General features: G+C 76.6%; 24 protein-coding genes. 11 read left to right on the top strand and 13 right to left on the bottom strand.

Going from position 1 to position 25,748, the window contains the following annotated elements; all coding sequences use genetic code 11:
- Nucleotides 1–108 precede the first annotated feature (108 nt).
- A complete protein-coding gene (locus OO57_RS16955; RefSeq protein WP_081973736.1) occupies nt 109–1,158 on the top strand; it encodes a PP2C family protein-serine/threonine phosphatase in 1,050 nt (349 codons plus the stop codon).
- Nucleotides 1,159–1,262: 104 nt separating this feature from the next.
- A complete protein-coding gene (locus tag OO57_RS16950) occupies nt 1,263–2,261 on the top strand; it encodes a Gfo/Idh/MocA family protein (protein ID WP_033253326.1) in 999 nt (332 codons plus the stop codon).
- On the opposite strand, the gene OO57_RS16945 is transcribed toward OO57_RS16950, so the two are convergent.
- From OO57_RS16945 to OO57_RS44745, 4 genes are all read right to left on the bottom strand, one after another.
- Nucleotides 2,246–5,134 (bottom strand): FAD-binding and (Fe-S)-binding domain-containing protein, encoded by a 2,889-nt coding sequence (locus tag OO57_RS16945; protein WP_033253325.1) that lies wholly within the window; start codon nt 5,132–5,134, stop codon nt 2,246–2,248. The genes OO57_RS16950 and OO57_RS16945 overlap by 16 nt on opposite strands.
- Nucleotides 5,135–5,265: 131 nt before the next feature.
- Complete coding sequence (locus OO57_RS44750) at nt 5,266–6,099, bottom strand: hypothetical protein (protein WP_051777792.1); 834 nt, start codon at nt 6,097–6,099, stop codon at nt 5,266–5,268.
- 233 nt (nt 6,100–6,332) lie between these two features.
- Nucleotides 6,333–7,328: a glycosyltransferase family 2 protein gene (locus OO57_RS16935; protein ID WP_051777790.1), complete on the bottom strand. Its 996-nt coding sequence runs from the start codon at nt 7,326–7,328 to the stop codon at nt 6,333–6,335.
- Between the two features lie 234 nt (nt 7,329–7,562).
- Entirely contained in the window at nt 7,563–8,456 is an 894-nt protein-coding gene (locus OO57_RS44745; protein ID WP_199811273.1) for a lytic transglycosylase domain-containing protein, read from the bottom strand.
- 562 nt (nt 8,457–9,018) lie between these two features.
- Between OO57_RS44745 and OO57_RS16925 the strand changes: the two genes are divergently transcribed.
- Nucleotides 9,019–10,302, top strand: coding sequence for a metallophosphoesterase (locus tag OO57_RS16925; RefSeq protein ID WP_033253324.1), 1,284 nt, complete (start codon nt 9,019–9,021; stop codon nt 10,300–10,302).
- A 21-nt stretch (nt 10,303–10,323) separates the two neighbouring features.
- On the opposite strand, the gene OO57_RS16920 is transcribed toward OO57_RS16925, so the two are convergent.
- Complete coding sequence (locus OO57_RS16920) at nt 10,324–10,788, bottom strand: DUF2000 domain-containing protein (RefSeq protein WP_051777788.1); 465 nt, start codon at nt 10,786–10,788, stop codon at nt 10,324–10,326.
- Here OO57_RS16920 and OO57_RS16915 point away from each other — a divergent pair.
- Nucleotides 10,787–11,638 (top strand): AraC family transcriptional regulator, encoded by an 852-nt coding sequence (locus tag OO57_RS16915; protein ID WP_081973733.1) that lies wholly within the window; start codon nt 10,787–10,789, stop codon nt 11,636–11,638. The genes OO57_RS16920 and OO57_RS16915 overlap by 2 nt on opposite strands.
- 50 nt (nt 11,639–11,688) lie before the next feature.
- Here the strand turns inward: OO57_RS16915 and OO57_RS16910 are convergent, their stop codons facing one another.
- A complete protein-coding gene (locus OO57_RS16910) occupies nt 11,689–12,165 on the bottom strand; it encodes a hypothetical protein (protein ID WP_158715144.1) in 477 nt (158 codons plus the stop codon).
- Nucleotides 12,166–12,402: 237 nt separating this feature from the next.
- On the opposite strand from OO57_RS16910, the gene OO57_RS16905 reads away from it, so the two are divergent.
- Entirely contained in the window at nt 12,403–13,632 is a 1,230-nt protein-coding gene (locus OO57_RS16905; RefSeq protein ID WP_033253321.1) for a glycoside hydrolase family 6 protein, read from the top strand.
- 56 nt (nt 13,633–13,688) lie between these two features.
- On the opposite strand, the gene OO57_RS16900 is transcribed toward OO57_RS16905, so the two are convergent.
- Nucleotides 13,689–14,153, bottom strand: coding sequence for a MarR family winged helix-turn-helix transcriptional regulator (locus OO57_RS16900; RefSeq protein WP_033253320.1), 465 nt, complete (start codon nt 14,151–14,153; stop codon nt 13,689–13,691).
- Nucleotides 14,154–14,259: 106 nt separating this feature from the next.
- Between OO57_RS16900 and OO57_RS16895 the strand changes: the two genes are divergently transcribed.
- From OO57_RS16895 to OO57_RS16880, 4 genes are all read left to right on the top strand, one after another.
- Nucleotides 14,260–15,150 carry an alpha/beta fold hydrolase gene (locus OO57_RS16895; RefSeq protein ID WP_051777786.1) on the top strand — a complete coding sequence of 297 codons (891 nt, stop codon included), beginning with the start codon at nt 14,260–14,262 and terminating at the stop codon, nt 15,148–15,150.
- A gap of 85 nt (nt 15,151–15,235) precedes the next feature.
- The gene (locus OO57_RS16890; RefSeq protein WP_033253319.1) at nt 15,236–15,970 is read left to right on the top strand and encodes an ABC transporter ATP-binding protein; all 735 of its coding nucleotides are present in this window, start codon (nt 15,236–15,238) and stop codon (nt 15,968–15,970) included.
- Nucleotides 15,967–17,697 carry a hypothetical protein gene (locus OO57_RS16885; RefSeq protein ID WP_033253318.1) on the top strand — a complete coding sequence of 577 codons (1,731 nt, stop codon included), beginning with the start codon at nt 15,967–15,969 and terminating at the stop codon, nt 17,695–17,697. The genes OO57_RS16890 and OO57_RS16885 overlap by 4 nt, the downstream gene beginning before the upstream one ends.
- Nucleotides 17,698–18,041: 344 nt before the next feature.
- Nucleotides 18,042–18,653 carry a hypothetical protein gene (locus tag OO57_RS16880; RefSeq protein ID WP_033253317.1) on the top strand — a complete coding sequence of 204 codons (612 nt, stop codon included), beginning with the start codon at nt 18,042–18,044 and terminating at the stop codon, nt 18,651–18,653.
- 31 nt (nt 18,654–18,684) lie between these two features.
- Here OO57_RS16880 and OO57_RS16875 read toward each other — a convergent pair whose 3' ends face one another.
- On the bottom strand, nt 18,685–19,044 hold the full coding sequence (locus OO57_RS16875; RefSeq protein ID WP_033253316.1) for a 5-carboxymethyl-2-hydroxymuconate Delta-isomerase: 360 nt from the start codon (nt 19,042–19,044) through the stop codon (nt 18,685–18,687).
- A gap of 465 nt (nt 19,045–19,509) precedes the next feature.
- On the opposite strand from OO57_RS16875, the gene OO57_RS16870 reads away from it, so the two are divergent.
- Entirely contained in the window at nt 19,510–21,522 is a 2,013-nt protein-coding gene (locus OO57_RS16870; protein ID WP_033253315.1) for a SpoIIE family protein phosphatase, read from the top strand.
- Nucleotides 21,523–21,546: 24 nt separating this feature from the next.
- Here the strand turns inward: OO57_RS16870 and OO57_RS16865 are convergent, their stop codons facing one another.
- From OO57_RS16865 to OO57_RS16845, 5 genes are all read right to left on the bottom strand, one after another.
- Nucleotides 21,547–21,972, bottom strand: a complete 426-nt coding sequence (locus OO57_RS16865) for an SRPBCC family protein (protein WP_033253314.1) — start codon at nt 21,970–21,972, stop codon at nt 21,547–21,549.
- A gap of 119 nt (nt 21,973–22,091) precedes the next feature.
- Entirely contained in the window at nt 22,092–22,463 is a 372-nt protein-coding gene (locus OO57_RS16860) for a tetratricopeptide repeat protein (RefSeq protein WP_051777784.1), read from the bottom strand.
- A 145-nt stretch (nt 22,464–22,608) separates the two neighbouring features.
- Nucleotides 22,609–24,015, bottom strand: coding sequence for a hypothetical protein (locus OO57_RS44740; RefSeq protein ID WP_199811272.1), 1,407 nt, complete (start codon nt 24,013–24,015; stop codon nt 22,609–22,611).
- 260 nt (nt 24,016–24,275) lie between these two features.
- The gene (locus OO57_RS16850) at nt 24,276–24,626 is read right to left on the bottom strand and encodes a Zn-ribbon domain-containing OB-fold protein (RefSeq protein ID WP_051777782.1); all 351 of its coding nucleotides are present in this window, start codon (nt 24,624–24,626) and stop codon (nt 24,276–24,278) included.
- Nucleotides 24,627–24,815: 189 nt separating this feature from the next.
- Complete coding sequence (locus OO57_RS16845) at nt 24,816–25,544, bottom strand: TetR family transcriptional regulator (RefSeq protein WP_051777780.1); 729 nt, start codon at nt 25,542–25,544, stop codon at nt 24,816–24,818.
- 97 nt (nt 25,545–25,641) lie between these two features.
- Between OO57_RS16845 and OO57_RS45580 the strand changes: the two genes are divergently transcribed.
- A partial coding sequence (locus tag OO57_RS45580) for an acyl-CoA dehydrogenase family protein (protein WP_234337372.1) occupies nt 25,642–25,748 on the top strand: 107 nt, incomplete at its 3' end.

The following is a 25,748-nucleotide window of genomic DNA, read 5'->3' as shown; positions in this document are numbered from 1 at the left end:
CGCAGCGTGCACCGGGTCGTGGGGGCGGCGGCCGCGGTGCATGGTGGTGGGGTGGGAGCGCGGCGGAGGCTGGTCGAACTGCTGGGCGAGTGGCGCACCGGACACCTGATGGTGCTGCTGCCGCTCGGCCTGATCGTGCTGATCTCCGCCGTCGACATCTCGATCTCCCCGAACATCCACCTCGGCCCGCTGCTGGTGGTCGCCCCCGCCATCACCCCCTCCTTCGCGGGCACCCGGCTGACCGTCCTGGTCGGCGTCCTCGCCCTGGCCGCCCAGGCCGTCATCGCGGTCCTGCACGGCGGCCTGTTCACCGCCAACCACCAGGCCCAGCTGCTCGCCCTCGCCGTGGTCACCGGCGTGATCGTCGGCTACACCCGCCTCCGCGAACGCCACGACCGCGAACTCGACCGGGTCCGCACCGTCTCCGACGCCGTCCAGCGCGTCCTGATGCGCCCGCTGCCCGACCGCGCCGGGCCGCTGCGGATCGCCACCCGCTACCTCGCCGCCGACGACGAGGCCCACGTCGGCGGCGACCTGTACGCCGCCGTCCGCACCCCGGACGCCACCCGCCTGCTGATCGGCGACGTCCGCGGCAAGGGCCTCGCCGCCGTCGGGGACGCCGCCGCGCTGCTCGCCGCGTTCCGCGAACTCGCCCACCGCCACGAGGACCCCGCGGCGCTGGCCGACGCCCTCGAAACCTCCTACCGCCGCCACCTCGCCGAACTCGCCGACAGCGGCCAGGACGTCCAGGAGAACTTCGTCACCGCCCTCGTCCTCGACCTCCCCGACCGCCGCCCCACCGCCCGGATCGCCAACTGCGGACACCCCCCGCCGCTGCTCCTCGCCCACGGCCGCGCCCGGCCGCTCCCGCTGCGCCGCACCGCCCCGCCGCTCGGCATGGGCGCCCTGGGCCCGGACGAGCGGCGCACCGAGGAGTTCGACTTCCCGCCCGGCGCCACCCTGCTCCTCCACACCGACGGCGCCACCGAGGCCCGGGACGCCGACGGCACCTTCTACCCCCTGCCCGACCGCGCCGCCGCGCTCCCCGCCGACAGCCCCCGCGCCCTGCTGGACGCCCTGCGCCTGGACCTCCTCGCCCACGTCGGCGGCCGCCTGCTGGACGACGCCGCGCTGGTCGCCGTCACCCGGCTGCGCTGAAGGGCGCCGGGCAGCGACCAGCCCGCGGACGGGGCTGTCCGTGCAGGTGGGGCGGTGGATAGGGTGGGGCCGCCCGCACCGTCGTCGGACCGGAGGAGCCTCCCGTGCAGCCGATCACTGACCGCCCGATCCGTTGGGGCGTCCTCGCCACCGGCGGGATCGCCACCTCCTTCGTGGAGGACCTGGCGGCCGTCCCCGGCGCCGAGGCGTTCGCCGTGGCCTCCCGGCGGGAGGAGACCGCCCGCGCCTTCGCCGACCGGCACGGCATCGCGCACGCGTACGGCAGCTGGCAGGAGCTGGCGGCCGACCCCGAGGTCGACGTCGTCTACGTGGCCACCCCGCACGCCGCGCACCACGCCGCGACCGCGCTGCTGCTGGAGGCGGGCAAGGCGGTGCTGTGCGAGAAGCCGTTCACGCTGAACGCCGGCCAGGCCGCCGAGCTGGTCGACCTCGCCCGCAAGCGCGAGGTCTTCCTGATGGAGGCGATGTGGACGTACCTCGACCCGACGGTGCGGCGGATCGCCGAGCTGGTCGCGGACGGCGCGATCGGTGAAGTCCGCTCCGTGCAGGCCGAGTTCGGCTTCCCCGCCGCGGAGGACCCGACCCACCGGCTGTGGGACCCGGCGGCGGGCGGCGGCGCCCTGCTCGACCTCGGGGTGTACCCCGTCGCGTTCGCCCACCTGCTGCTCGGCGCCCCCGAGTCGGTGCAGGCCTGGGCCCGGCTGACCGACCTCGGGGTGGACGCCCACACCGGCATCCTGCTCGGCCACGCCAGCGGTGCGACCGCCCTGCTGTCCTGCTCGCTGGACGTGCAGTGCGGCCAGCGGGCCTCGGTGCAGGGCAGCACCGGCCGGATCGAGATCGACCGGGACTTCTTCCACCCGGCCGGGTTCACCCTGCACCGGGACGGCGCCGAGCCCGAGGCCTTCACCGGCCCCGCGAAGGCCGGGCACGGCTACGGGCTGGAGGCCGCCGAGGTGGTGCGCTGCCTGCGGGCGGGCGAGACCGAGTCCCCGCTGGTGCCGCTGGACTCCACGCTGTCCGTGATGCGCACCCTGGACGCCGTCCGGGAACGGATCGGGGTCCGCTACCCGGGCGAGTGACCCTCACCCGGTCCGGCCTGCTCGAAGGCCCGCAGCAGCACCTCCGCCAGGTGCAACGGTCGCGCGCCGGGCTCCAGTTGGTTCAGCTGGGTGCGGCAGCTGAGCCCGTCGGCGAGCAGCAGCGTCCCCGGCGCGGCGGCCCGGACGGCGGGCAGCAGGGCGCGTTCGGCGGCGGCCACCGACACCTCCCAGTGGCCCCGCTCGAAGCCGAACGCGCCCGCCAACCCGCAGCAACCGGCGTCCAGTTGGCGGTTGTCCAGGCCCAGCCGGGCGGTGACCCGCCGGTCGGCGCCGGTGCCGAGGACGGCGTGCTGGTGGCAGTGCACCTGGGTCATCGCCGGTCCGGCCAACTCGGGCAGCTCGACCGCCCGTTCGTCCAGGAACTCGGCCAACGTGCGGATCCGGGACGGCAGTCCGGGGGCACTGTCGGGCAGCAGCCGCGCCCAGTCCGCCCGCACGGTGGCCGTGCAGGACGGCTCCAGGCCCACCACCGGGAGCCCGGGCGGCAGTTCGCCCAGGTTGCGCAGCGAAAGGGCCACCACCCGCCGGGCCAGGCCGAGTTGGCCGCTGGCGATCAGCGTCAGCCCGCAGCACACCGGGCCGGACGGCAGCACCACCCGGAAACCCAGCCGCTCCAGCACCAGCACGGCGGCCCGGGCCGGGGCCGGATCCAGCAGCTCGGACATCGAATCGGGCCACAGCAGCACCGCCGGGGCGTCCGCGGCCACCGGGTGCGCGGCCCGGTGGCCGCGGAACCAGGCGCTGAACCGCCGCTCCGGCAGCGCCGGGAGCGCGCGCCGCGGGTCGATCCCGCCGAGCCGCTTCAGCACCGGCGCGCTGAACCGGCCGCGCAGCGCGGCGTCGGCGGCGCGCGGCGCCAGGTGGGCCAGCCGCAGCCACAGCGGCAGCCAGCCGAAGGACAGGTGCGCGGCCGGGCGCGGCCGGAACCGGTAGTGGTGGTACAGGAACTCGGACCGGTAGGTGGCCATGTCCACGTGCACCGGGCAGTCGCTCGCGCAGCCCTTGCAGCCCAGGCACAGGTCCAGCGCCTCGCGCACCTCGGGCGAGCGCCAGCCGTCGACGACCAGTTCGCCGCGCAGCATCTCGCCCAGCAGCCGGGCCCGGCCCCGGGTCGAGTGCCGCTCCTCCCCGGTCACCATGTAGCTCGGGCACATCACCCCGGTCGTGGTGTCCACGCACTTGCCGACGCCCACGCAGCGGTGCACCGCCGACAGCAGGCTGCCGCCGTCCTCCGGGTAGGCCAGCGTCAGCGGCAACTCCCGCCCGGGGAAGCGCAGATCGGCGTCCAGCGGGCGCGGGTCGACCAGCAGGCCCGGGTTCAGCAGGCCCGCCGGGTCCCAGATCCGCTTGAACCGGGCGAACAGCCCGATCACCTCCGGCGGGAACATCCGCGGCAGCAGCTCCGCCCGGGCCTGCCCGTCGCCGTGCTCACCCGAGAGCGAACCCCCGTGCGCCACCACCAGGTCCGCCGCCTCCCACAGGAACTCCCGGAACGCCTCCGGCCGTTCGCGCAGCGGAAAGTCCAGCCGCAGGTGCACGCACCCCTCGCCGAAGTGCCCGTACGGCACCCCGCGCAGCCCGTGCCGCCCCAGCAGCGCCCGCAACTGCCGCAGGTACGAGCCCAGTTGCTCGACCGGGACGGCGGAGTCCTCCCAGCCCGGCCAGGCCGCGCCGCCCGGCCGCCCGTCCGGTCCCGGCGGCAGCCGGGTGACGATGCCCGCCCCCGCCTCCCGGATCGCCCACAGCGCCCGCTGCTCGCCCGGATCGGTCACCAGCGCGACCGTCGCCGCCCGCTCCCGCCGCACCGCGTCCGCCAACTGCCGCGCCCGGTCGGCCGCTTCGGCGGGCGTCGCGCCACCGGTCTCCAGGAACAGCCAGCACGCGCCGTCCGGCAGCCGGTCCAGCACCGGCGGGCGCGGACCGGCGGCCAGCAGCGCGGCCACCAGGTCGGCGGCCATCCCCTCGCAGGTCAACGGCGCCAGCGGCAGCAGCGCGGGCACCGCGTCTGCCGCCGCCGTCTCGTCCGGGTACCCGGCCACCACCAGCGCCCGGGCGGCCGGCTCCGGCACCAGCCGCACCGTCGCCCCCAGCAGCAGCGCGCACGTCCCCTCGGTGCCGGTCACCGCCCGCACCAGGTCGTAGCCGCGCTCCGGCAGCAGTGCGTCCAGCGGGTAGCCCGAACCGCGCCGCGGCAGCACCGGCATCGCCCGGCGCAGCAGTGCCAGGTTGTCCGCCGCCAGCGCCTGCAACTCCCGGTGCAGGCGGCCGATCCGGCCCGGGGCGGCGGCCAGCGCGGCCCGTTCGGCGGGCGGCAGCGGGCCGGTGACGGACAGCTCGGTGCCGTCGGACAGCAGCAGGTCCAGGCCGTGCAGGTTGTCGGAGGTGCGGCCCCAGGCGGGCGAGTGCGAACCGCAGGCGTCGTTGCCGACCATCCCGCCGATCGTGCACCGGCTGTGGGTGGACGGGTCCGGCCCGAAGCGCAGCCCGAACGGCCGCGCCGCGCGCTGGAGTTCGTCCAACACCGTCCCCGGCTCGACCCGGGCGGTGCGCCGCTCCGGATCCACCTCCAGCACCCGCCCGAGGTGCCGCCGGAAGTCCAGCACCACCGCCCCCGGCCCGATCGCCTGCCCGCCGATGCTCGTCCCCGCCCCGCGCGCCACCACCGGCACCCCGAACTCCCGGCACACCCGCACCGCCTCCCGCACGTCCTCCCGGTCCACGGGCTTCACCACCCCGCGCGGCACCTGCCGGTAGTTCGACGCGTCCTGCCCGTACACGGCACGCTCGGCGGTGTCGAAACGGACCTCGCCACGGACGGCGGCGGCGAGGGCACGGGCGAGATCGGAGGCCATGCCCCGATCATCCCAGGCGGGGCCGCGGCCTCCGTGCGCGACAGGCGGCGCTCCGGTCGCGACCCCGATCGTCGTCAGCGCGCGCTGCGACGGCGCGGCGCGGCAGGCCGTTCGCCGGAACGGGGCCGGGCTCAGGTGCCGTCGGGCGCGGTGGAGGGCTGCTGCGGGATCACCGGCTGGGCCGGGTCCGCGGGTTCCGGCAGGGGGAGGGCGGCGACCGGCGCCGTGGGGGCGGGAGTTGCGGGGGTGGGGGTGGCGGTGGCGGGGGAAGTCGGGGCGACGGGTTGGATCTTGTCGTCGCGTTCGTCGTCGCCCGCGCCGTCCCGGGTGGTCAGGACGGTGTCGAAGACCTCGCGGAGCTTGTCGGTGGCCTGCTTGGAGAACAGGCCGCACAGCCCGGCGATCCCGGCGAAGCCGTACGGGTTGGTGGCGGTGCCGTCGGTGCCGTTGGCGAACAGGCCGCCGCGCAGCAGGAAGTAGACCAGCAGGGCGAGCGCGCCGCCGATCGCGGTGCGCAGCAGGTACCAGGGCAGCCAGCTGGGCAGCAGTTGCCGGTTGCCCGCGTAGGTGGCGAAGGAGGTGGCGGCGTGCACGAAGCTGCCGAGGCCGCTGGCGGCGAGCACGGCCAGCAGCATGGCGGTGTTGGAGGTCAGATGCCAGGGGCCGAGGCCGAGCACCGTCCAGGGCAACGGGTCGCCGGTGGGGGCGTGTTCGGCGGTCAGCGTGGTGAGCGGCGTCCAGACGCTGATGAGCACGGCCATGCAGAGGAAGGCCTCGGCCAGCAGCAGCGCCCCCAGCAGCAGGAGCGTCCAGCCGGACAGCTGCTGCTGGGGCGGCAGTTGGCCGGACGGCCCCGGGGGCGGCCCGTCGGCGGTCTCGGTCGGGTCGGTGGCCGAGGGGTCGGCGGCCTGGTTCGGCGTCGGGCCCGGGGTCGGGGACGCCGACGGGGAAGCAGGGGAGGACATCGGGGAGTTCGCCTTCCGGTCCGGTGGTGCGTGCGTGCAGGGGTGCGTGCACGGAACTGGGCGCGGTGAGCAGAGCGCGGGCGGACTCGAACTGTCCGCGGGCACGGACTCTACCCCGCGGACCGGGCCGACGGGGCGTCAGGACACCGCCGCAGCCGTGTCGTCGGCGGGTCGCGCGGTGCGGCGCGGCGGGCGGCGCGGGGCGTGGAGCGGGGCGCCGTGCGGCGGGCGGTTCAGCGGCGCCCGCCCGCCAGCCGGGAGAACTTCGCGACCTCGAAGGTGGCGTACGAATTCGAGGCCAGCAGCGAGAACTTGATGCCCTCGCGGCCCTCGGGGCGCCGGTACCCGTTCGGCAGGAAGCGCTTGTAGTGCTCGGCGGCGCGCTGGAAGAACTGCGGGCGCTCGGCGCGGGTCAGGCACCCCGGCAGGTCGAAGACGAACAGGTAGTGCCGGATCATCCTGGTGAACAGGTGCGGGCGCACCGTGGCGGTGACCGGTTCGGCCTCGGCGGGCTGGGCGTCCAGCAGTTCGAAGGTGCTCTCGTAGCGGTCGAAGAGGTCGAAGTGGGTGGCGCCCTCGCTGCCCGCCGGGTGCAGGGTGTGGCGGCGGCGGATGGTGACGCACTCGCGGTCCAGCACCGCGACCCGGGTGGCGGCCAGCAGCGAGCGGTGCACCGCCGAGACCTCCTCGTAGAAGCCGTCCGGGAACGCCGGGATGGTCCCGCTGCGCATCAGCCGGTCCCAGGCGAGCGGCGGGGCGCCGAACAGCTCGGGGAGTTCGGCGGGGGAGAACACCCCGGGCCCGGTGGCGGCCAGCAGCTCGGCCGCGTTGCCCGGCCAGAGCTTGCCCCGGTACTCCCGGTTGTGGCCGAACAGCAGCACGTCGACCTCGCCGGTCTCGGCGAGCCGCGCGTCCATCGCCTCGAACGCGTCCTCCGGCAGCAGGTGGTCGGCGTCCAGGAACAGCAGGTACTGGCCGCGGGCGTGCGCCGCCCCGGCCATCCGGGCCCGCCCGATGCCGGTCTCGGCGTCCAGCCGCAGCACCCGCACCCGGGCGTCCCGCAGTTCGTAGGCCTCGACCAGCCGCTCGGGGCAGTGCTCGGACGGGGTCTGCACCACGATGACCTCGAACTCGCGGAAGGACTGTCCGAGCAGCGAGTCGAGACACTCCTTCAGTTGTCCTTGCTCGTCGTAGGCGAGCAGCACGACGGTGATCAGTGGTGGGGCCATGGCCGGGAGGCTAGGGGCGGGGACAGCCTCAGGCAAAGGTCGGAAGCCGCACCAAAGCGGTGATACCGGACACCGGCCACGGGACGTTCGCCGAATCTTCACCGAACGGACATGATTGTGCGATGAAATGTCCGGATAGAGGACGGAACGCCGTGACTTGCTGACGTATCGTCAGATGTACGCACGGTGGTGGAGCTGCGGAGACCCCGTGCGAGCGGCCCCCGCAGCCACCCCTCAGTACCAGTTGTGCGCCTGCCAGAACGACCACGCCGCGCACGGGCTGCCGTACGCCTCGTTCATGTACTCCAGGCCCCACTTGATCTGCGTCACCGGGTTGTCCCGCCAGTCCGCCCCCGCCGAAGCCATCTTCGACCCCGGCAGCGCCTGCATCAGCCCGTACGCGCCCGAGGACGCGTTGGTCGCGTGCACGTTCCAGCTGCTCTCGCGCTCCACGATGTTCGAGAAGCACTGCAGCTGCCCCGCCGGCACGATCTGCGCCGCGATCTGCTGCGGCGTGCCGCTGTACGCCGAGGACGAGGACGAGGACGAGGACGAGGAGGAGCCGGAGCCGGACGGGGAGGCGGTGGCGGCCAGCGACGGACGCTGCTGCGCCCGGGACGCCGCCGAGGCCGAAGCGGACGCGGACGCCCGGGCCTTCGCCTCCGCGGACGCCTTCGCCGCCGCCTCGGCCTTGGCCTTCGCCTTCGCGGCGGCCTCCGCCTTGGCACTGGCCGCCGCCTGCGCGGACGCCGAAGCGCTCGCACTGGCCTCCGCCGCCGCCTGCGCGGACGCCGACGCGGCCGCCTCCGCCTCCGCCTGGGCCGCGGCCGACGCCGATGCCGAGGCGGCCGCCTCCGCCTCCGCCCGGGCCTGCGCGGACGCGGAGGCCGCGGCAGAGGCGGAGGTGGAAGCGGAGTCCGGTGACCGGGAGGCGAAGGCGTCCGCGGACAGCTGCGGGCGGCCGGCCGGCACCGGGTCGGCGGCGGCGTCGGCCGGGGCCGCGTTCTGCGGCAGTGCGAGCGCCAGGGTGGCGGTGCCCGCGACGGCGAACGTGGCGATGCCGGTCACCAGGGCGACCCGGTGGCGGCGGAGCTTCTCCGAAAGGGTCAGGGTCCTGCGGTGGTGCATGGAGACCTCTCCTCGCGCGGGGCCGGACGGCCGGACGGACACGGTGGCCGCCGACCGGGACGCGGGGTGCGCCACGGGCCCGGCGGCCGGAGACCGGCCGGGGCGCACCCGGCGCACGCGGTGGCAGGGAGTCCGGCGGTCGAACCGGCCGGACTGCCTGGCGGATGGGGACATTCTTGGCAGACGCCGGACAACCGAACAATGGCCCTCGAAACTACGCACCGTAGTAGCGGCCCCGACCGCGGAGGCGCCGCGACCCGCACCCGACCGGACCGCGGGACCGCCCCTCCCGACCCCCTCGGCGTGCCCCCCGCGCCAGTGCTGACCTGGGTGTTCGCCCCCGTGCAGCCACCCGCTCCGGCCCCCGGGGCGCCCGCCGCCGCGGTCCGCCGCACACCAACTACCCGCAATCGTGGACGGCGACCCCGATGTGCGCGGCCTCACAGGGGGTGAACGGGAACCGAACCCGGACCGGCACCCACCGCGCCCGCCCGACCACCCACCGTCCACGCGGGGCCGCCCCGCCGACCGGTGCGCCCGGAGCGGCACCGATACTGGCCGAATGATGATCGCGGTGATGGCGGTGGCGGCCCTCGGAGTGCTCGGGCTGCTCGGGGTGGCGCACTGGTACCTGTGGCGGCGGCTGGTCCGCGACGTCTCCCGCCCCGGCGGCCGGTACCGGCGCACCGGCACCGGCCTGGCCTTCCTGCTGCCCGCCCTGATGCTGCTCGCGGCGGTCGGCGGCCGGGCCTTCCCGCTCGCCGTCGAGCGCTGGTTCGCCTGGCCCGGCTACCTCTGGATGGCCGTCAGCATCTACCTCCTGCTCGCCCTGCTGGCCGGCGAGGCCCTGCGCCCCCTGCTGCACCGCCTCCGCCCCCGCCGGACCCCGGCACCCGCAGAGGCGGCCGTGCCCGAGCCCGTCACCGTCCCGGCGACCCCGGCGACCCGGGTCGAGCCGACCGAGCCCGAAGGCCCCGCGGGCCCCGCAGGCGCTGCCGAGCCCGCCGGACCGGTCGCCGAGGCGTCCCGGCGGCTGTTCGTCTCCCGGCTGGTGGCCGGGGGCGCGGCGGCGGTGGCCGTCGGGGTGGTCGGCAACGGTGCGTACGGGGTGCTGCGCGGGCCGCGGCTCAAGCAGGTCACCGTGCCGCTGGCGAAGCTCCCGCGCGCCGCGCACGGCTACCGGATCGCGGTGGTCAGCGACATCCACCTGGGGCCGATCCTCGGCCGCTCGCACACCCGGCGGATCGTCGACACCATCAACGCCGTCCAGCCGGACCTGATCACCGTGGTCGGCGACCTGGTCGACGGCACCGTCCCCGAACTCGGCCCGGCCGCCCGCCCGTTGGCGGACCTGCGGGCCAAGGACGGGGCGTACTTCGTGACCGGCAACCACGAGTACTTCTCCGGTGCCGCGCCCTGGGTGGAGTTCGTCCGCGAGCTGGGCCTGCACCCGCTGGAGAACGACCGGGTCGAGCTGGCCCGGTTCGACCTGGCGGGCGTCAACGACATCGCGGGCACCGCGCACGGCCAGGGCCCCGACTACGCGAAGGCCCTGGGCGACCGCGACCGCAGCCGCGCCGCCGTGCTGATGGCCCACCAGCCGGTCACCATCCACGACAGCGTGCACCACGGCGTGGACCTCCAGCTCTCCGGCCACACCCACGGCGGACAGCTCTGGCCCGGCAACTACATCGCCGAACTGGCCAACCCCACCGTCGCGGGCCTGGAGCGCTACGGCGACACCCAGCTCTACGTCACCCGCGGCGCGGGCGCCTGGGGCCCGCCCGTCCGGGTCGGCGCCCCGTCCGACATCACGGTCGTCACCCTCGCCTCGCTACAGGCCTGAACCGGCGGTCGGCCCGGCGGCTCAGGGGTGCATCCTCGCCCCCTTGAGCACCTTGTCCACCGCGTTGCGCGGCCCGTGCAGCGCCAGGCCGACCAGGTCCAGTCCCGCCGTCGCCACGGCCCGGACCGCGGCCCGGTTGTCCCGGTCGTTGCCGGTGGCGAACAGGTCCGCGGTGAACACCGCCAGCGGCAGCCCCCGCGCCAGCGCCCGCCCGTGCGCCGTCGCCAGCAGTTCGCGCCCGCCCTCCAGGACCAGCACCGGCTGCCGGAACATCGGCAGGTAGCCGGCGCCGTCCGCGTCCGCGTACGGCTCGCCGATCAACTCCGGTACGGCGGTGCCCAGTCCGCTCACCAGGAAGGCCGTCACGTTCAGCCGCTGCCACGGCGCGAGGTCCTCCCGCAGCAGTACCGCGATCTTGCTGTCGAAGCGGGCGGGGACGGGGGCGGTTGCGGTTGCGGGGGCGGGGGCGGTCAGGGTGTTGTCCATGGACCGAGCGTGCCGCCCGCACCGCCGCCGGATCTTGTACGTTCTTTGCGTGCCCGCAACACCGCCGGAGGAGACCACCGCCTGGCGGCCGCGCGTCCCCGGCGTGGTCGAGGTGTTCCACGCGCACTTCACCGCGCACCGCTACCCCATGCACGTCCACGACTCCTGGACGCTGCTGATCGTCGACGACGGCGCCGTCCGCTACGACCTCGACCGCCACCACCGGGGCACCCCGCGCGACACCGTCAGCCTGCTGCCCCCGCACGTCCCGCACAACGGCTCACCGGCCACCGAGGACGGCTTCCGCAAACGCGTCGTCTACCTCGAACTCGACCGTCTCGGCAGCGAGTTGATCGGCCCCGCGGTCGACGGCCCCGACCTCGCCGACCCGCTGCTGCACCGCCGCGTCGGCCAACTGCACACCGTCCTCGGCGCCCCCGGCGAAGAGCTGGAGGCCGAGAGCCGCCTCGCCCTGATCGCCGAACGCCTCCACCGTCACCTGCGCCCCCGCGCGACCGCCGCACCGCCCGCGCCCGGCCTCGCCCAGGGCCTGCGCGACCTGCTCGACGCCCGCCTCACCGAACGCACCACCCTCGACGACGCCGCCCACCGCCTGCACGCCCACCCCGCCCACCTCGTCCGCACCTTCACCGCGGCGTTCGGCCTGCCCCCGCACCAGTACCTCACCGCCCGCCGCATCGACCGCGCCCGCCGCCTCCTCCTCGACGGCCACCCCCCGGCCGCCGTCGCCACCACCCTCGGCTTCCACGACCAGTCCCACCTGAACCGCCACTTCCGCCGCATCGTCGGCACCACCCCGGGACGCTTCGCCGGGCGGCGTCGGGGGTGAGCGCCGGGGCGGGGGATCGGGGCACCGCGGCAGCATGGGGCCCCGCGGGTTCAGGGGAGGGGGCGGAGCGGGCCCAGGGCGGCGAGCAGGGCCTCGTCCAGCGGGTGGTCCCAGGAGGCCACGCTGACGTGCGTGCGCTCCCAGTCGAAGACCAGCAGGGCCACCCGCGGGTCGGCCCAGTGGTGGCGGACCGCGGGCCGGGACACCCCGGTGACGGTGACCGCGGTCTCCTCCAGGTCGGGCGGCCCGAGCAGCCCGGCGTGCTCCGGGCGCCCGCGGCGGCCCAGCAGGTTGCGCAGCGCGGCCGCGCTCTGCTCCTGCACGGCCGACTGGGCGAACACCAGCAGCGGGGCGGAGCGGCGCCCGGCGGTCAGGTAGGAGTGGACCACCGAGTCGACCACGCGCGGCCCGCCGCCGCTGCTGCTCCCGCCGCCGCTCCCGCTCCCGCCGCTGCTGCTCCCGCCGACGACGGCCATGCCCCGGTGCCCGCTCCAGCCGGGGATCCCGAGGACCGGGAAGTCCGTCAACTCCGCCTCCACCGCTCGTGGACCGCACGCCCCGCCCCGTCCGGCCGGGGACGCCCCGCCGCCCACCGTACCCGTCCGCGCCCGGCTCGGCGGGGGTGAAAGTTTCACCGGGGGATGGGCCCGGTGACGGGTCCTGCTGCGGGTTCGGCGGGGCCGGGCGGGCGGGGCTTGACGGGGTGTCGCCGGGGCTGGCTGCATGGCGGCTCCGTTCGCCCACCCCTGACGGAGAGACCCGCCATGCGCCCACCCCACCCAGTCCGAGCCGCGGCCCCGCTGGCCGTGCTGCTCGCGTCCGGCCTCGGACTCGCCACCGCCGTCCCGGCCCAGGCCGCGCCCGCCGCGCCCGCCACCGCCGGGGCGCGGAGCCTCGGGCCGGACACCCGGTTCTACGTCGACCCGGCGAGCAAGGCCGCGCAGCAGGCGCTGGCCGACCTCAAGGCCCACGACCTGCCGGGCGCCCTGTCGATGGCCGAGCTGGCGTCCTGGCCGATCGCGCAGTGGTTCAACGGGACGGCCACCCCGCAGGAGACCACCGACGCGATGGCCGCGCTGCAGGCGAAGGCCGCCAAGGCCCGGCAGGTGCCGGTCACGGTGGCGTACAACGTGCCGGGCCGGGACTGCTCGCAGTACTCGTCGGGCGGCGCGTCCAACAGCAGCGAGTACGCGGCCTGGATCGACGCCCTGGCCCGCGGCATCGGCGACCGCAAGACCGTGGTCATCCTGGAGCCGGACGGCCTCGCCCTGTCGCCCGCGTTCTGCGGCGGCACCGCCGCCCAGCAGCAGGACCGCCTCGCCGAGATCTCCGGCGCGGTGGAGCGGCTGGAGCAGCAGCGCGGCGCGATCGTCTACCTGGACGCCGGGCACAGCAGCTGGCAGAACGTCGGCACCCAGGCGCAGCTGCTGATCGACGGCGGCGTCGCCGACGCGCAGGGCTTCTTCCTGAACGTGTCGAACTACCAGACCGACGCCTCGCTGACCCGCTACGGCACCCTGGTCTCCAAGTGCGTCTGGTACCTGCAGAACACCCCGGGCGCCACCGCCGACTCCTGCGCCAACCAGTACTGGCCCGCCGCGGACGCCGACGCCTGGTACGCCGAGCGCGTCCCGGCCGACGCGAAGCTCACCCACTTCGTGATCGACAGCAGCCGCAACGGCCAGGGCCCCTGGACGCCGGAGCCCGGCAAGTACACCGGCGACCCGCAGACCTGGTGCAACCCGCCCGGCCGCGGCCTGGGCGCCCGCCCCACCGCGAACACCGGCCAGCCGCTGCTGGACGCCTTCCTGTGGATCAAGGTCCCCGGCGAGTCCGACGGCAGCTGCACCCGCGGCACCGCGGGCCCGGCCGACCCCGAGTACGGCTCGGTCGACCCGATCGCGGGCGGCTGGTGGCCCGAGCAGGCGCACGCGCTCGCGCGCAGCGCCGCCCCGAAGCTGACCTTCAACACCGGTCTGCTGCCGCAGCACTGACCCCGCACCACCCACGGACGCCCGGGCGAGTGACCACTCGCCCGGGCGTCCGCCGTTCACGCGCCCGCGGTGCCGGAGTGCCGGGCGACGATCTCCCGCATCGCGGCCAGGAAGCCCTGCACGGTGGCCCGTTCGGCCGCCGACAGCCCGTCGACCAGCGCGACCGCGTCGCCGATCAGCGGCCCGAAGAAGCCCTGGCCGAGCGCCACCGCCCGCTCGGTGACCTCCAGCAGGACGCGCCGCCGGTCGTGCGGGTCGCGCGCGCGGCGGACGTGCCCCAGCCGCTCCAGCCGGTCCAGGACGGCGGTGGTGCCCGCCGAGTTGAGGCCCAGCTCGCGGCCGAGCCGGCCCGGGGTCGCGGGCGTGCCCTCCCGGGCGGCGTCCAGCAGGGCGATCAGCGCCCGCAGGTCGGTCGGGTGCAGGCCGTGGCGCTGGGCGAACGCGGCGGCCAGCAGGTCGAGTTCGACGGTCAGGGCGCGCAGTTGGTGCACGGCGCGCAGGCCGGGGCCCGGATCGTCCATCGGTTCATCCTCTCGTGGGGGTGGTTGTCCGCGGGAGTTCCGCCGTGCATATTATCTCGTTCAGCGAGAAGATTGCCGAGCGAGACACCTTCCGGGGAGAGCCAGCATGGGATTCGACCGGTCCGCCTTCCTGTCCGCCTACGACGCCCTGCTCGACCGCTGGCCCGTCCCGGTCGACACCCTCGACCTCGACACCCCCTGGGGCACCACCCGGGTCAACGCCGCCGGACCGCCCGACGCCCCGCCCCTGCTGCTGCTCCACGGCGGCGGCGCGACCGCCGCGAGCTGGTGGGCCAACGCCGCCGAACTCGCCCGCACCGCAAGGGTGTTCGCCGTCGACCGGATCGGCGAGGCGGGCCGCTCCGCGGCGGACGGCCGCACGCCCCCGCGCACCGTCGACGACCTGCACCGCTGGCTCGACACCGTCCTCGACGCGCTCGTCGCCGAACGCGTCGACCTGTGCGGCCACTCCTACGGCGGCTGGATCGCCCTGGGCCACGCGCTGCGCCGCCCCGACCGGGTCTCCCGGCTGGCCCTGATCGACCCCACCGGCTGCTTCACCGGCTACCGCCCCTCGTACCTGCTGCACGCCGCCCCGGTGCTGGCCCGCCCCAGCGAGCGCCGCGCCCGGGCCTTCCTCGCCTGGGAGACCGGCGGCGCCCCCCTCGACCCGGACTGGACCCGGCTGTACGGCCTCGCCGCGACCTTCCCCGCCACCCGCCCCGTCACCGGCCCCCGCCCCACCCCGGCGGCGCTCGCCGCCCTGGAGGCGCCCTGCCTGCTGCTGCCCGCCGCCGACAGCCGCACCCACCGCCCGGACACCCTCGCCGTCCGCGCCGCCGCACTCCTCCCGCGGGCCCGCGTCCGCACCCTGGCGGGCGTCTCCCACCACGGCCTCCCGTACCTGCGGCCCGCCGAGCTCAACGCCGAACTGACCGCCTTCCTGGGCCCCTCCTCCCCGGACCCCTCCTGCCCGGACCCCTCCCCGGCGCCCTGACGGCCCTGACGCCCCGGGCCGGTGCGGGCGGGGCCCGGGCCGCGGTCCATACTGGGGCGACCACTCGTCGAGAGGCGCCGCCCGGATGGCCGAGAACTCCCCCGCACCACGCGGAGCACTGCTGCAACTGACCGGGGTGAGCCGTTCGTACGGCGGCCGGGAGGTGCTGCACCCCGTCGACCTCGCACTGGCGGCCGGCGAGTGCGTGGCCCTGCTCGGGCACAACGGCTCCGGCAAGTCGACCCTGCTGCGGGTCGCGGCCGGACGCGACCTGCCGACCAGCGGCACGGTGCGCTTCGACGGCCTGACGATGGACGAGAACGACCCCCGGATCCGGGCCCGGGTCGCCGTCGTCGGCGACACCGTCGCCCACTACCCCGACCTCACGGTCCGCGAGCACCTGCTGCTGGTCGCCGTCGCGCACGGGGTCGCCGACGCCGCCGACTGGGTCGACCAGGTGCTGGAGGGCCGCTCGCTCACCGAACGGGCCGACGCGCTGCCCTCCGCCCTCTCCTCCGGCCAGTTGCAGGCCCTGCTGCTGGCCTGCGCCCTGGTCCGCCCCCGCGACCTGCTGCTGCTCGACGAACCCGAGCAGCGCCTCGACCCGGAGGCCCGCCGCCGGCTCGCCGAACTCCTGAAGGCCGAACTCGCCGACGGCGTCGCGGTGCTGCTGGTCACCCACCACACCGACCTCGCCCTGGAGGTCGCCGACCGGGCGGTCGTCCTGGAGGACGGCCGGATCCTCCGGCAGGGCCCGCCCGCCCGGGTCCTCGCCGCGGGCGCCCCCGCCCCCGGCGCCGGAACGGCCCGGCTCCGGTGAGCGCCCCGGACACCGCGGTCGGGGCCGGAACCGGGGCCGAGGATCAGGAACGGGACGAGGAACGAGGCACGACCGCCGCCGAGTGGACGGCGGACGACGACTGGACCGACGAGGCGCTCGCCCTGCTGCGCGCCCTGCGCGCCCCGCACCGGCGCAACCGGGCCAAGCAGGTCGCCTTCGCCCTCTACTGCACGGTGCTGATCCTGCTGGTCTGGGGCGGCGTCCCCAGCCTCGGCCTCTTCCTGCAGGCCTCGATGGGCGCCGACTACACCGGCTACGGCCCCGGCCTGCTCGCCGGCCTGCCCGGCGGCGCCGCCGCGGCCGGGCTCGCCGTCCTGCTGCTGGCCGTCCGCGACGGGCTGTGGCGCGGGCCGGTCGTCCCGCCCCGGGCCACCACCGACTGGCTGCTCGCGCACCCCGTCCGGCCCCGCCCGGTGCTGCGGCCCTGGTTCTGGCTCTCCTGCGGCCTGGCGCTCCTCCCCGGCCTGGTGGCGGCCCTCGGCGGCATGGTCGCGCTCGGCCTGACCGTGCGCACCGGCCTGCCCGCCGCCCTCGCCTGGTGCCTGGTCGGCGGGGCCTGCCTGCCGCTGCTGGGCGTCTGCGCGGGCCTGCTGGTGCAGCGCGACCCGCGGGCCGCCCGCTGGGCACGCCGCCTGAGCCCGTACGCGAGCGCGCTGGTCGTGGCGTTCGCCGTGCAGAGCGCGCTGGCCGTCGCCGGGCACCCCGTGCCCTGGCTGGAGCGGGTCGAGCTGTGGTCCGGCCCGTGGGGGTGGGCCGGGATCGCCGCGCTGGCCCCGACCCCCGCCGCCGTCCCCGGCGGGCCGCTCGCCGCCGCCCTGCTGGTCGTGCCGACCGTGCTGGGCCTGGTGCTCGCCGACCGGGCCGTCGCCACCGTGTCGCTCACCCTGCTGCGGGAGCGGGCCCGCACCGCCGCCGGGGTGCTGGCCGCGCTGCGGACGGTCGAACTGCGCGCCGCCCGGCTGGCCGTCTCCGGCGCCTCCGGGGACGGCGGCCGGTGGCAGGTCCGGCTGCCCGCGCCCCGGCGGCCCCGGCTGGTCCTGTACTGGCGCGACACCCTCTCCCTGCTCCGCACGCCCGCCCGGCTCGGCCGCGCGGCACTGCTGGCCGTGCCCGCCCTGCTCTGCGCCGTCCCCGCGCAGGACGCCCGGGGCCCGCTCTCCTGGGCGGTCACCGGGCTCGCGCTGCTCTTCGGCTACCAGGCCCTGGCCCAACTGCTGGAACCCGCCCGGATCGAGACCGACGACGTCCGCCGGGCCTCCTGGTCCCCGTACCCGTTCGCCGGGCTGATGCTGCGCCACGCGGTGGTGCCCACCGCCCTCGGCCTCCTGCTCGGGACGGCCGGGGCGGTGGCGGCGCTCGCCCTCGGCGGCGGCACGGCGGCCTGGCTCGCGCCGCTGGCCGTGCCGCCGCTGGTCGCCGCCGGACTGGTGAACGCCTGCCGCGGAGCGGCCCGCCGCGACCTGCTGTACCGCTCGCCGCAGCCCAGCGGCGGGAGCACCGGCGTCCTGATGTTCACCGCCTGGTACGCGGCCGGTCCGGCCGTGGCCGTGCCGCTGCTGGCCCTGCCGCTCTCGGCGGCGCTGCGCGGCGGGACGGCGGCCGGGCTGCTCCAGGCCGCCGCGTTCGGCCTGCTGCTGGCGGCCGCCCTGCTCCAGTGGGCCCGGCTCCGGGCCGCCGCCCTGCCCGCCCGGGCCCGCCGCACCTAGTGCCGCGTCATCCGCGTCGGCGCGCTGACCCACGGCGTGCCGAAGAAAGCCGGGCAGCGACTGTCCGCAGCCCTCCTCACTCCAGCCCGCGGCCTCGCCCACCGCCTGCACCGAGCACGGTCCCGCACCAGCCACCACCAACGACAGGCCGCCCAACAACCTTGAGGATCACGATCTTCAGCCGGAGTGCCAGGAGCTGACGGATGCTCCAACGCCGGTGCGCGGCAACGGTTTTCGAACACCCCGGGCGGTCGGTACGCTGCTCCGGCACCCACCTGCCGGGCTCGGGCCGGGAGCGGGCGCAGCGGCGCAGCGGCGGGAGCGAGCGGGGAAGGCCGGTAGCCATGGTCCTGGGCAGGCGGAAGCGGCGGGAAGCGGACGAGGCACGCGCGAAGTTCCTCGCCAACCGGGAGAGGGTCCGCTCGTGGACCGGGCGTTGGGACTGCCCCGAGGCGGTCTGGCCGGCCTTCGAGGAGGTCCCGGGCCCGTGGGTGGCCCTGCCGGGCGAACGCGACCGGTGGCTGGAGCTGCACGCGCCCTTCCTGGAGCGGTACGACTGGTTCCTCGAGGCCACGCCCGTGGTGGACGGCATCGACGAGCTGTGGGCGCTCTGGGAGTTCCGCGCGGGCCACGAACTCGAGCGCCTGACGATCCGCTTCGAGAGCGTCCACGACCCCGAGTACCTGGCCGAGCGGCTGGCCCTCGGCGTCGAGGCGGCGGCTTTCGAGGGCTGGCAGGACGGTGACGCGCAGAGCGTCCACGAGTGGTTGCTCGAGGGGATCGGCGGTGTCGACGGCCCCGGCCGCATGGTGCACGGAAAGCACCGCGCGGGCTTCGTGCTGCTGGAGATGAGCTGCGCGGTGGCCGGCAGCACCGACGTCACCACCGAACTGCGCGTCTCGCCCACCACCACCTCCCTGGACGGCAAGCCGTTGAAGCCGGACGGCCGCGACTAGCCCCGCCCGGCCGCCGCCGGTGCGCCCGGGGCTACCAGCCGGTGCGCAGGCGGTAGGAGGGGGCCAGGTCGCGGACCTCGGCCGAGCGGACCACCTCGCGGCCCAGCACCGGCCGCAGGTGCTTGTCCAGCAGCCGCAGCACCTCCTCGGAGAGGCGGGCCTTGAGGCCCTCCGGCCGCCCGGGCAGCAGGCCGATCGCGATGTGCACGAAGGCGACCAGCTGGCCGTCCGCGCTGTCGACCCAGGTCTCCGCGGCCGGACGGAAGAAGGTCTTGCACACGCCCCGGGAGGCCACCCACTCGCGCACCAGCGGATGCAGCTCGCGGACGAAACCGGGACGGTCGAAGGCGTCGGCGAGCTGCGGCGAGTAGTCGACGGTGATGTGGGGCATGACGGGAACCTCTTCGCGCAGATGCTTGGCTTCTACATCCGCCCATCCTCCCCCCGGCCCGCCCCGGCCCCGCGCCCGGGGTGCCCGCCCAGCGGACACCACCGAACGGACAGCGGTCACCAGCGCCCCCGCCACCCCGCGGCGGCGGATCCGCGGGCACCGCACTCCGGCACGGGCACCCGTTCCCCCTCGTCCTCATCCGTGCGGCCCAGTCCGCTCCCGCCCCGACCTCCTGCCAGGCGAACGAGGACCGGTCGGAACCGGCCCGCCGACCGGGAAATCCGGGCGCGGCCATTGGCCCGGTCCGAGCCGGGAGTGTAGGAATGGGCGTATGACCCGGTTTCGGGCAGCACCCGGTGGACGCAGCGTGGCGGACCAGGCCCCTCCGCGACAGCTGTCCATCCCCCCGCGTCCCGTCCCCGCCGCACCCCCGGCCCCCGTCCCCGCTCCCGCCGGACGGCCCGGATGACGGCCGCGGCGCACGGGACGGGACGGCACCGCGCACCCGAACCCGTCCTCGTCCGCGAAGGCGTCCTGCTGCTCGACGCCGACCTGCTGGTCCGCTACGCCAACGACGAGGCCCGCCGCCTGCTCGACCTGCCCGCCGACTGCGAGGGCCGCCCGCTGGGCGCACTCGGCCTGCCGGAGGCCTTCGCCGCGCTGCTGCACCGCGGCGGCGAGCTCACCGGCGCCCCCGCCGCCGTCCACGGCCGCACCCTCACCGTCGACCTGCACGCCGCCGACCGCACCGGCGGACCGCCCTGCCGGATCGCCACCCTGCGCGACAGCGCCCCGCTCGCCGGCCCCGACACCGCCCGGCTGCGCCTGGAACTGCTCTACCGGGCCGGGGCCTCGATCGGCACCACCCTCGACATCACCCGCACCTGCGAGGAACTCGCCGCGGCCCTCGTCCCCGCGTTCGCCGACTTCGCCAGCGTCGACCTGTACGAGGGCGTCCCGGCGGGCGGCGAGCCCCGCCCCGGGCAGAACCGCCCGCTGCGCCGCGCCGCGCTGGCGGGCGTCACCGACCTGCCGCCGCTGCTGGCGCCCGGCTCGCCCGTCCCGCTGATCCCCGGCACCCCCCGGGCCCGGGCCGTCGCCGGGCTGTGCTCGGTGGTCGAACCCGACCTGTCGGCCGCCCTCGCCGCCTGGGACGAGGTCAGCCCCGGCGCCGTCGGCGCGATGCGCGCGCAGCGGGTGCACACCCTGGTCACGGTGCCGCTGGCGGTCGGCGGGACGCTGCTGGGCGTGGCCACCTTCTGGCGGGCCCGCCCGCGCCCCGCCTTCGACGAGGAGGACCGCACCCTCGCCGAGGAGCTCACCGCCCGCGCCGCCGTCCTGGTCGAGAACGCCCGCCGCTACACCCGCGAGCACACCATGGCCGTCGCCCTCCAGCACAGCCTGCTGCCCGCCGGGCTCCCCGAGCAGCACGCCCTGGAGGTCGCCTCCCGCTACCTGCCCGCCCAGGCGGGCGTCGGCGGCGACTGGTTCGACGTCATCCCGCTCTCCGGCGCCCGGGTCGCCCTGGTCGTCGGCGACGTGGTCGGCCACGGCGTCCACGCGGTCGCCACCATGGGGCGGCTGCGCACCGCCGTGCACACCTTCTCCTCGCTCGACCTCGCCCCCGACGAACTGCTCGGCCACCTCGACGCCCTGGTCAACCGCCTCGACCAGGAACACCCCGCGGCCGACGGCGCCGAACGCCCGATCACCGGCGCGACCTGCCTGTACGCCGTCTACGACCCGGTCAGCCGCCGCTGCACGCTCGCCCGGGCCGGCCACCTGCCGCCCGCCGTGGTCCACCCCGACGGCCGGGCCGAGATCGTCGACCTGCCCGCCGGGCCGCCGCTCGGCGTCAGCGGCCTGCCCTACGAGACCGCCGAACTCGAACTCCCCGAGGGCAGCCGCCTGGTGCTCTACACCGACGGGCTGCTCGCCCCCCGCGGCCACGACCTCGACCACGGCCTGAAACTGCTGCGCGCCGCCCTCGCCCGCCCCGGCCGCGACCCCCGGCAGACCTGCGAGGACCTGCTCGCCGCCCTGCTGCCCGCCGACCCCGCCGACGACATCGCCCTGCTGGTCGCCCGGACCCGCGCACTGCCCGCCGACCACGTCGCCGACTGGGACGTCCCCGCCGACCCGGCCGCCGTCGCCCGGATCCGCGCCGCCGTCACCCGCCGGCTCGACGACTGGGGCCTGTCCGAGCAGGCCTTCGCCGCCGAGCTCGTGCTCAGCGAACTGATCACCAACGCGATCCGGTACGCCGCCCCGCCGATCCGGGTCCGGCTGCTCCGCGACCGGGCGCTGATCTGCGAGGTCTGGGACGGCTCGGCCACCTCCCCGCACCTGCGCTACGCCACCGACACCGACGAGGGCGGACGCGGCCTGTTCCTGGTCGCCCAGCTCGCCGAGCGCTGGGGCACCCGCTACCCCGCCAGCGGGAAGGTCATCTGGGCCGAACTCCCGCCGGGGGAGTGAATCCGGGGCCCGGCTGCACGGGGCTCACTCCTCGCAGAGCTGCTTGAACAGCTCCAGGTCGGCGCGCACCGCCTCCTCCACCGCCCGGCTCTGCGCGAAGCCGAGCGGGCCGCCCATCGCCCCGGCCAGCTCCTGCGGGTCGTACTCCAGGCGCAGCTGCACCCGGGTGTGCGAGGCGTCCAGCGGGCGCAGCGCGAAGGTGCCGCGCAGCGGCGGGCCGTCGACCGTCTCCCAGCTCATCACCCGGCCCCGCCCGTGGTCGGTCAGCTCCGCGTCCACCGCGTGCCGCTCGCCGCCGAACTCCACGTCCAGGTGCGCGTGGTGGCGGCCGTGCGCACTGGCCTGCACCACCCCGGCGACGAACAGCGGGTACTCCGCCACCCGGTGCAGCTGCGACCAGGCCGTCCCCACCGGAGCGGTCACCTCGATCTGCTCCTCCAGCGTCCGCATCGGCCGCACCTCCGCCTCGGTTCCGTCAGCGCGCTCCCTCCAGCCTGCCAGGGGCCGGGCCGGGCCACGACAGCACGCCGCCCCCGGCCGTTCGACGGCCGGGGGCGGGGAGGAGGGGGTCAGGCCTCGGGGAAGTCCCCGTCGAACGCCGCGGCCAGCCGCAGGTACGGGGCGGCCTCGGCGGCCCGGCCCTGGCGCTCCAGGACGCGGCCGAGCACCAGGTGCGCGTAGTGCTCCACCGGGTCGCGCCCGATCACCTCGCGCAGCTGCTCCTCGGCGCGGCGCAGCTGGGCCGAGTGGTAGTAGGCGCGGGCCAGCAGCAGGCGCGGGCCGACCTGCTCGGGCACCTCGGCGACGACCCCGGCGAGGATCAGGGCGGCGTCCGAGTACGCCTTGGAGTCGAAGAACAGCTGGGCCCGGGCCCAGCGCTCGGCGGTGCTCTCGTCCGGGGTCACCAGGGACGCGCTGCCGTGGCGGAGGTCGGTGGTCATGCCTGCTCCTTCCCGTTTCCGGGTCCTGCCGGGTCGTAGCGGCCCGGCAGTCGGTTGAACATTCACCTACCGAGGGGTATTCCGCGCCCGGCGGCCGCCCCGCCGCAGCCGCCCCGCCCCCGCGGCCGACCTGCCGCTCCGCCGCTCAGGACAGTGCCAGCAGCCGGTGCATGAACGGCACCGGCAGCGCCGGGTTCGCCGCCGCCGCCTCCGGCTGCGCGTCCGGCTCCAGCGCGCCCAGCAGCACCCGCAGCGGCAGCCGCGGATCACCCGCCGCCGCCCGCGCCACCACCGCGTCCCCGTCGGCCGCCAGCGCGGCCAGCACCCCGGGCTCCAGCTCCGGGTCGCGCAGCGCCGCCAGGCGCAGCGCGGGCTCCGGCCGGCCCGCCCAGCGGGCCAGGCCCGGCGCCGCGAACCGCGGGTCCGCCACCAGCGCGGCCGGACCGAGCAGCTGCTCGTACACCGAGCGCAGCAGGCCGCCCGGCGCGTCCGCGCAGTGCTCGGCCAGCGCCAGGCGCACCGCCAGCTCCCGGTCCGCGGCCAGCACCGCCACCACCTCGTCCGGCAGCCGCTCCAGCGAGGCCACCGCGCAGCGCACCAGCGGGTGCGCCGAACCCGCCAGCCGCAGCAGCTCCGCCGGATCGCCCGCCCGCTCCGCCACCCACGGCAGCACCGGCGGCGCGTCCGGCAGCCGGTACGCCACCGCGGAGCGCTGGGCCTCCGTCAGGTCCGCGCGCAGCGACACCGCCAGGCGCACCGCCTCGTGCGGGTCCGCCGCCAGGGCCAGCGCCAGGTCGGTGGGCAGCCGCGGATTGCCCGCCGCGGCGGTCCGGATCCGCGGGTCGTCGTCCAGCACCAGCCACTCGCCCAGCGCCCGCTCCAGCGCGGCCGAGGCCGCCGTCCGCTCCCGCCGCGCCGGGTCGCTCTCCGCGATGTACCCGGCCAGCGACACCGGCAGCTCGCGCTCCACCCGCAGCGCCCGCCGCACCGCGGCCCGCACCGCCTGGTCCCGGTCCGCCCGCAGCCCCGTGCGCACCGTCGGCGGCAGCTGCGGCCAGGACTCCGTCCGCACCGCCGCCGCCCGCACCAGCGCCGAGCCGTCCTGCGCCAGGCGCACCAGCAGCTCGGGCGGCAGGCCCGCGCAGCCCGGCACCCGGCGACGGGTGTCCGGGTCTCGGTCGGCGGCCAGCGCGGCCAGCACCTCCGGGGGCAGCGCCACCCGGTGCGCGGCCGAGGCGGCGGCCCGCCGCACCCGGCGCTCCCGGTCGCCCGCCAGCACCGCCAGCGCCTGCGCCGACAGGCCCGGGCGCTCGGCCAGCGCCGCCCGCACCTGCCACTGCGGGTGCCGCAGCGCGGCCTCCGCCACCGGCGCGGGCAGCTCCGCGCGCCGCGTCAGCCAGCCGGGCTCCGCGCCGTCCTCCAGCAGCCGCTCCAGCACCTCGACCGGCGCGTCCGGATTGGCCGCCAGGCCGCTGCGCCAGGCCCGCACCGGCGGGGGGCCGGACAACGGGTGCCAGACGGCAGCGGACTGATGTGCGCTCAGATCGAGCACGTGTGGATACCTCCCCCGGAACGACAAACGCCATCGACCCTACCCGCGCGGCGGCGGTGCGTGCACCGGTTCCCGCCAGGCAGGCACGGACGGTGCACGGGATGTCGGAAGTGTGCGCACGACGCGGACGTCCGAAGGAGGAGCGCCCCCGGCGGGTGGCACTCGGTGCCATCTGCCGGGGGCGCGGACCGGGCGCCGGTGGGGCGGCGGCCCGGTGGTCGGGGTGGGGCGGGGGCTGGGACGGGGCCGGCGGGCGGGGGTCAGGGCCGGGGCGCGAGGCGGAAGGTCAGCACCCGGCCGCCCTCCTCGCTGGTCACCAGGTGCACCCGGGCGCCGATCGGCACCGCGCCCGGCAGCCCGCCGAGCACCGAGGCCTGCACGGTGAACCCCTCGTCCAGCACGATCAGGTACGGCCGCCCCGGGTGCGCGCCGCGGCGGGTCGGGCGCAGCAGGCGCTGCACCGTGCCCTGGCCGCCGGCCCGCGCGGGCGCCAGGTCCGCCGAGCCGCACACCGGGCACAGCAGGCAGGTCGCCGCGCTGGCCGAGTGGCACCAGCGGCAGCGCCGGTAGTCGAGCTCCGCCTCGCCCGGCGCGAGCATCATGAGGGTCATGGCCGTCTCCTCCCTGGGCCTGGGTGCGCCGCCGTACCGCCGCCCGGGGGCGGGCGTGCGGTCGGGGCGTCTGCCAGAAGGAAGGTATGGCACTCAGTGCCTCGTGTAAAGGTACGGAGTGCCAGTCATATCGGCCGATCTTCGACGGATCGTCAGATCCGCAGGTCGGCGGGCGGACGGGGGAGGGGGTCAGCTCTCCAGCGCCGCCTCGACGCCCTGCAGCACCCGCCACATCGGCGTCCCCCGCCGGGCCACCATCACCACCACCTCGTCGTCCTGCGAAGCCCCGCCGGAGCCCCCCGCGGCGTCGTCGCCCCAGGTGTCGGCCACGAGCTGGAGCGCCTCGTCGACCGCCGCCCCCACGTCGCCCTCGCCGCCCGAGCGCAGCCAGGACCGCAACGCGAAGTTGTGCGCCGCGACCACCGCCGCCGCGATCACGTCCGCCCGCAGCGCGCCGTCCGAGCGGGCCGCGTACCGGGCGCGCAGGTGGCCCGCCAGGGTGCGCTCGTAGCGCCAGACCACCGACAGTTCGTGGATCCGCAGGGTGGGCACCTGCTTGGTCAGCCGGTAGCGGCCCACCGAGAACGCCGGGTTGCCCGCGTACATCCGCAGCACCAGCCGGGCCGCGTCGCACACCTGCCCCACCGGGTCGCCCGTCGGGTCGGCCGCCGCCAGGAAGGCCGTCATGTCCGCCAGGCAGCCGTCGTGGTCGGGGAAGACCACCGCCTCCTTCGACGGGAAGTACCGGAAGAACGACCGCCGGCCGACCCCCGCCAGCGAGACGATGTCGTCGATCGTCGTCTGCTCGAAGCCCCGCTCCGAGAACAGCTCGAACGCGGCCTCCACCAGCGCGTCCCGCATCGTCGGCCGCGCCGTCCCGCCCCCGGTGGTCCGTTCCTGCCCTTGCACCTCGCTCATACCCGGACGGTAGCACCGACCCGGGTGTGCGGGCTGGGACGGACGACACTGAGTGTGCATAATCGGGGGTACTGAGTGCCACACCGAGGAGACTGCCATGACCCAGGACTTCGACCTCTACCGGCTCGGCGAGGAGCACGTGATGCTCCGGGAGTCGGTGCGTGCGCTGGCGGAGGCGAAGATCGCCCCGTTCGCGGCGGCGGT

Origin of the sequence: Kitasatospora phosalacinea (assembly GCF_000717185.1) — a bacterium.
GTDB classification, from domain to species: domain Bacteria; phylum Actinomycetota; class Actinomycetes; order Streptomycetales; family Streptomycetaceae; genus Kitasatospora; species Kitasatospora phosalacinea_A.
Note: the sequence above shows the minus strand (reverse complement) of the source record. Positions and strands in the feature narration are given on the sequence as shown.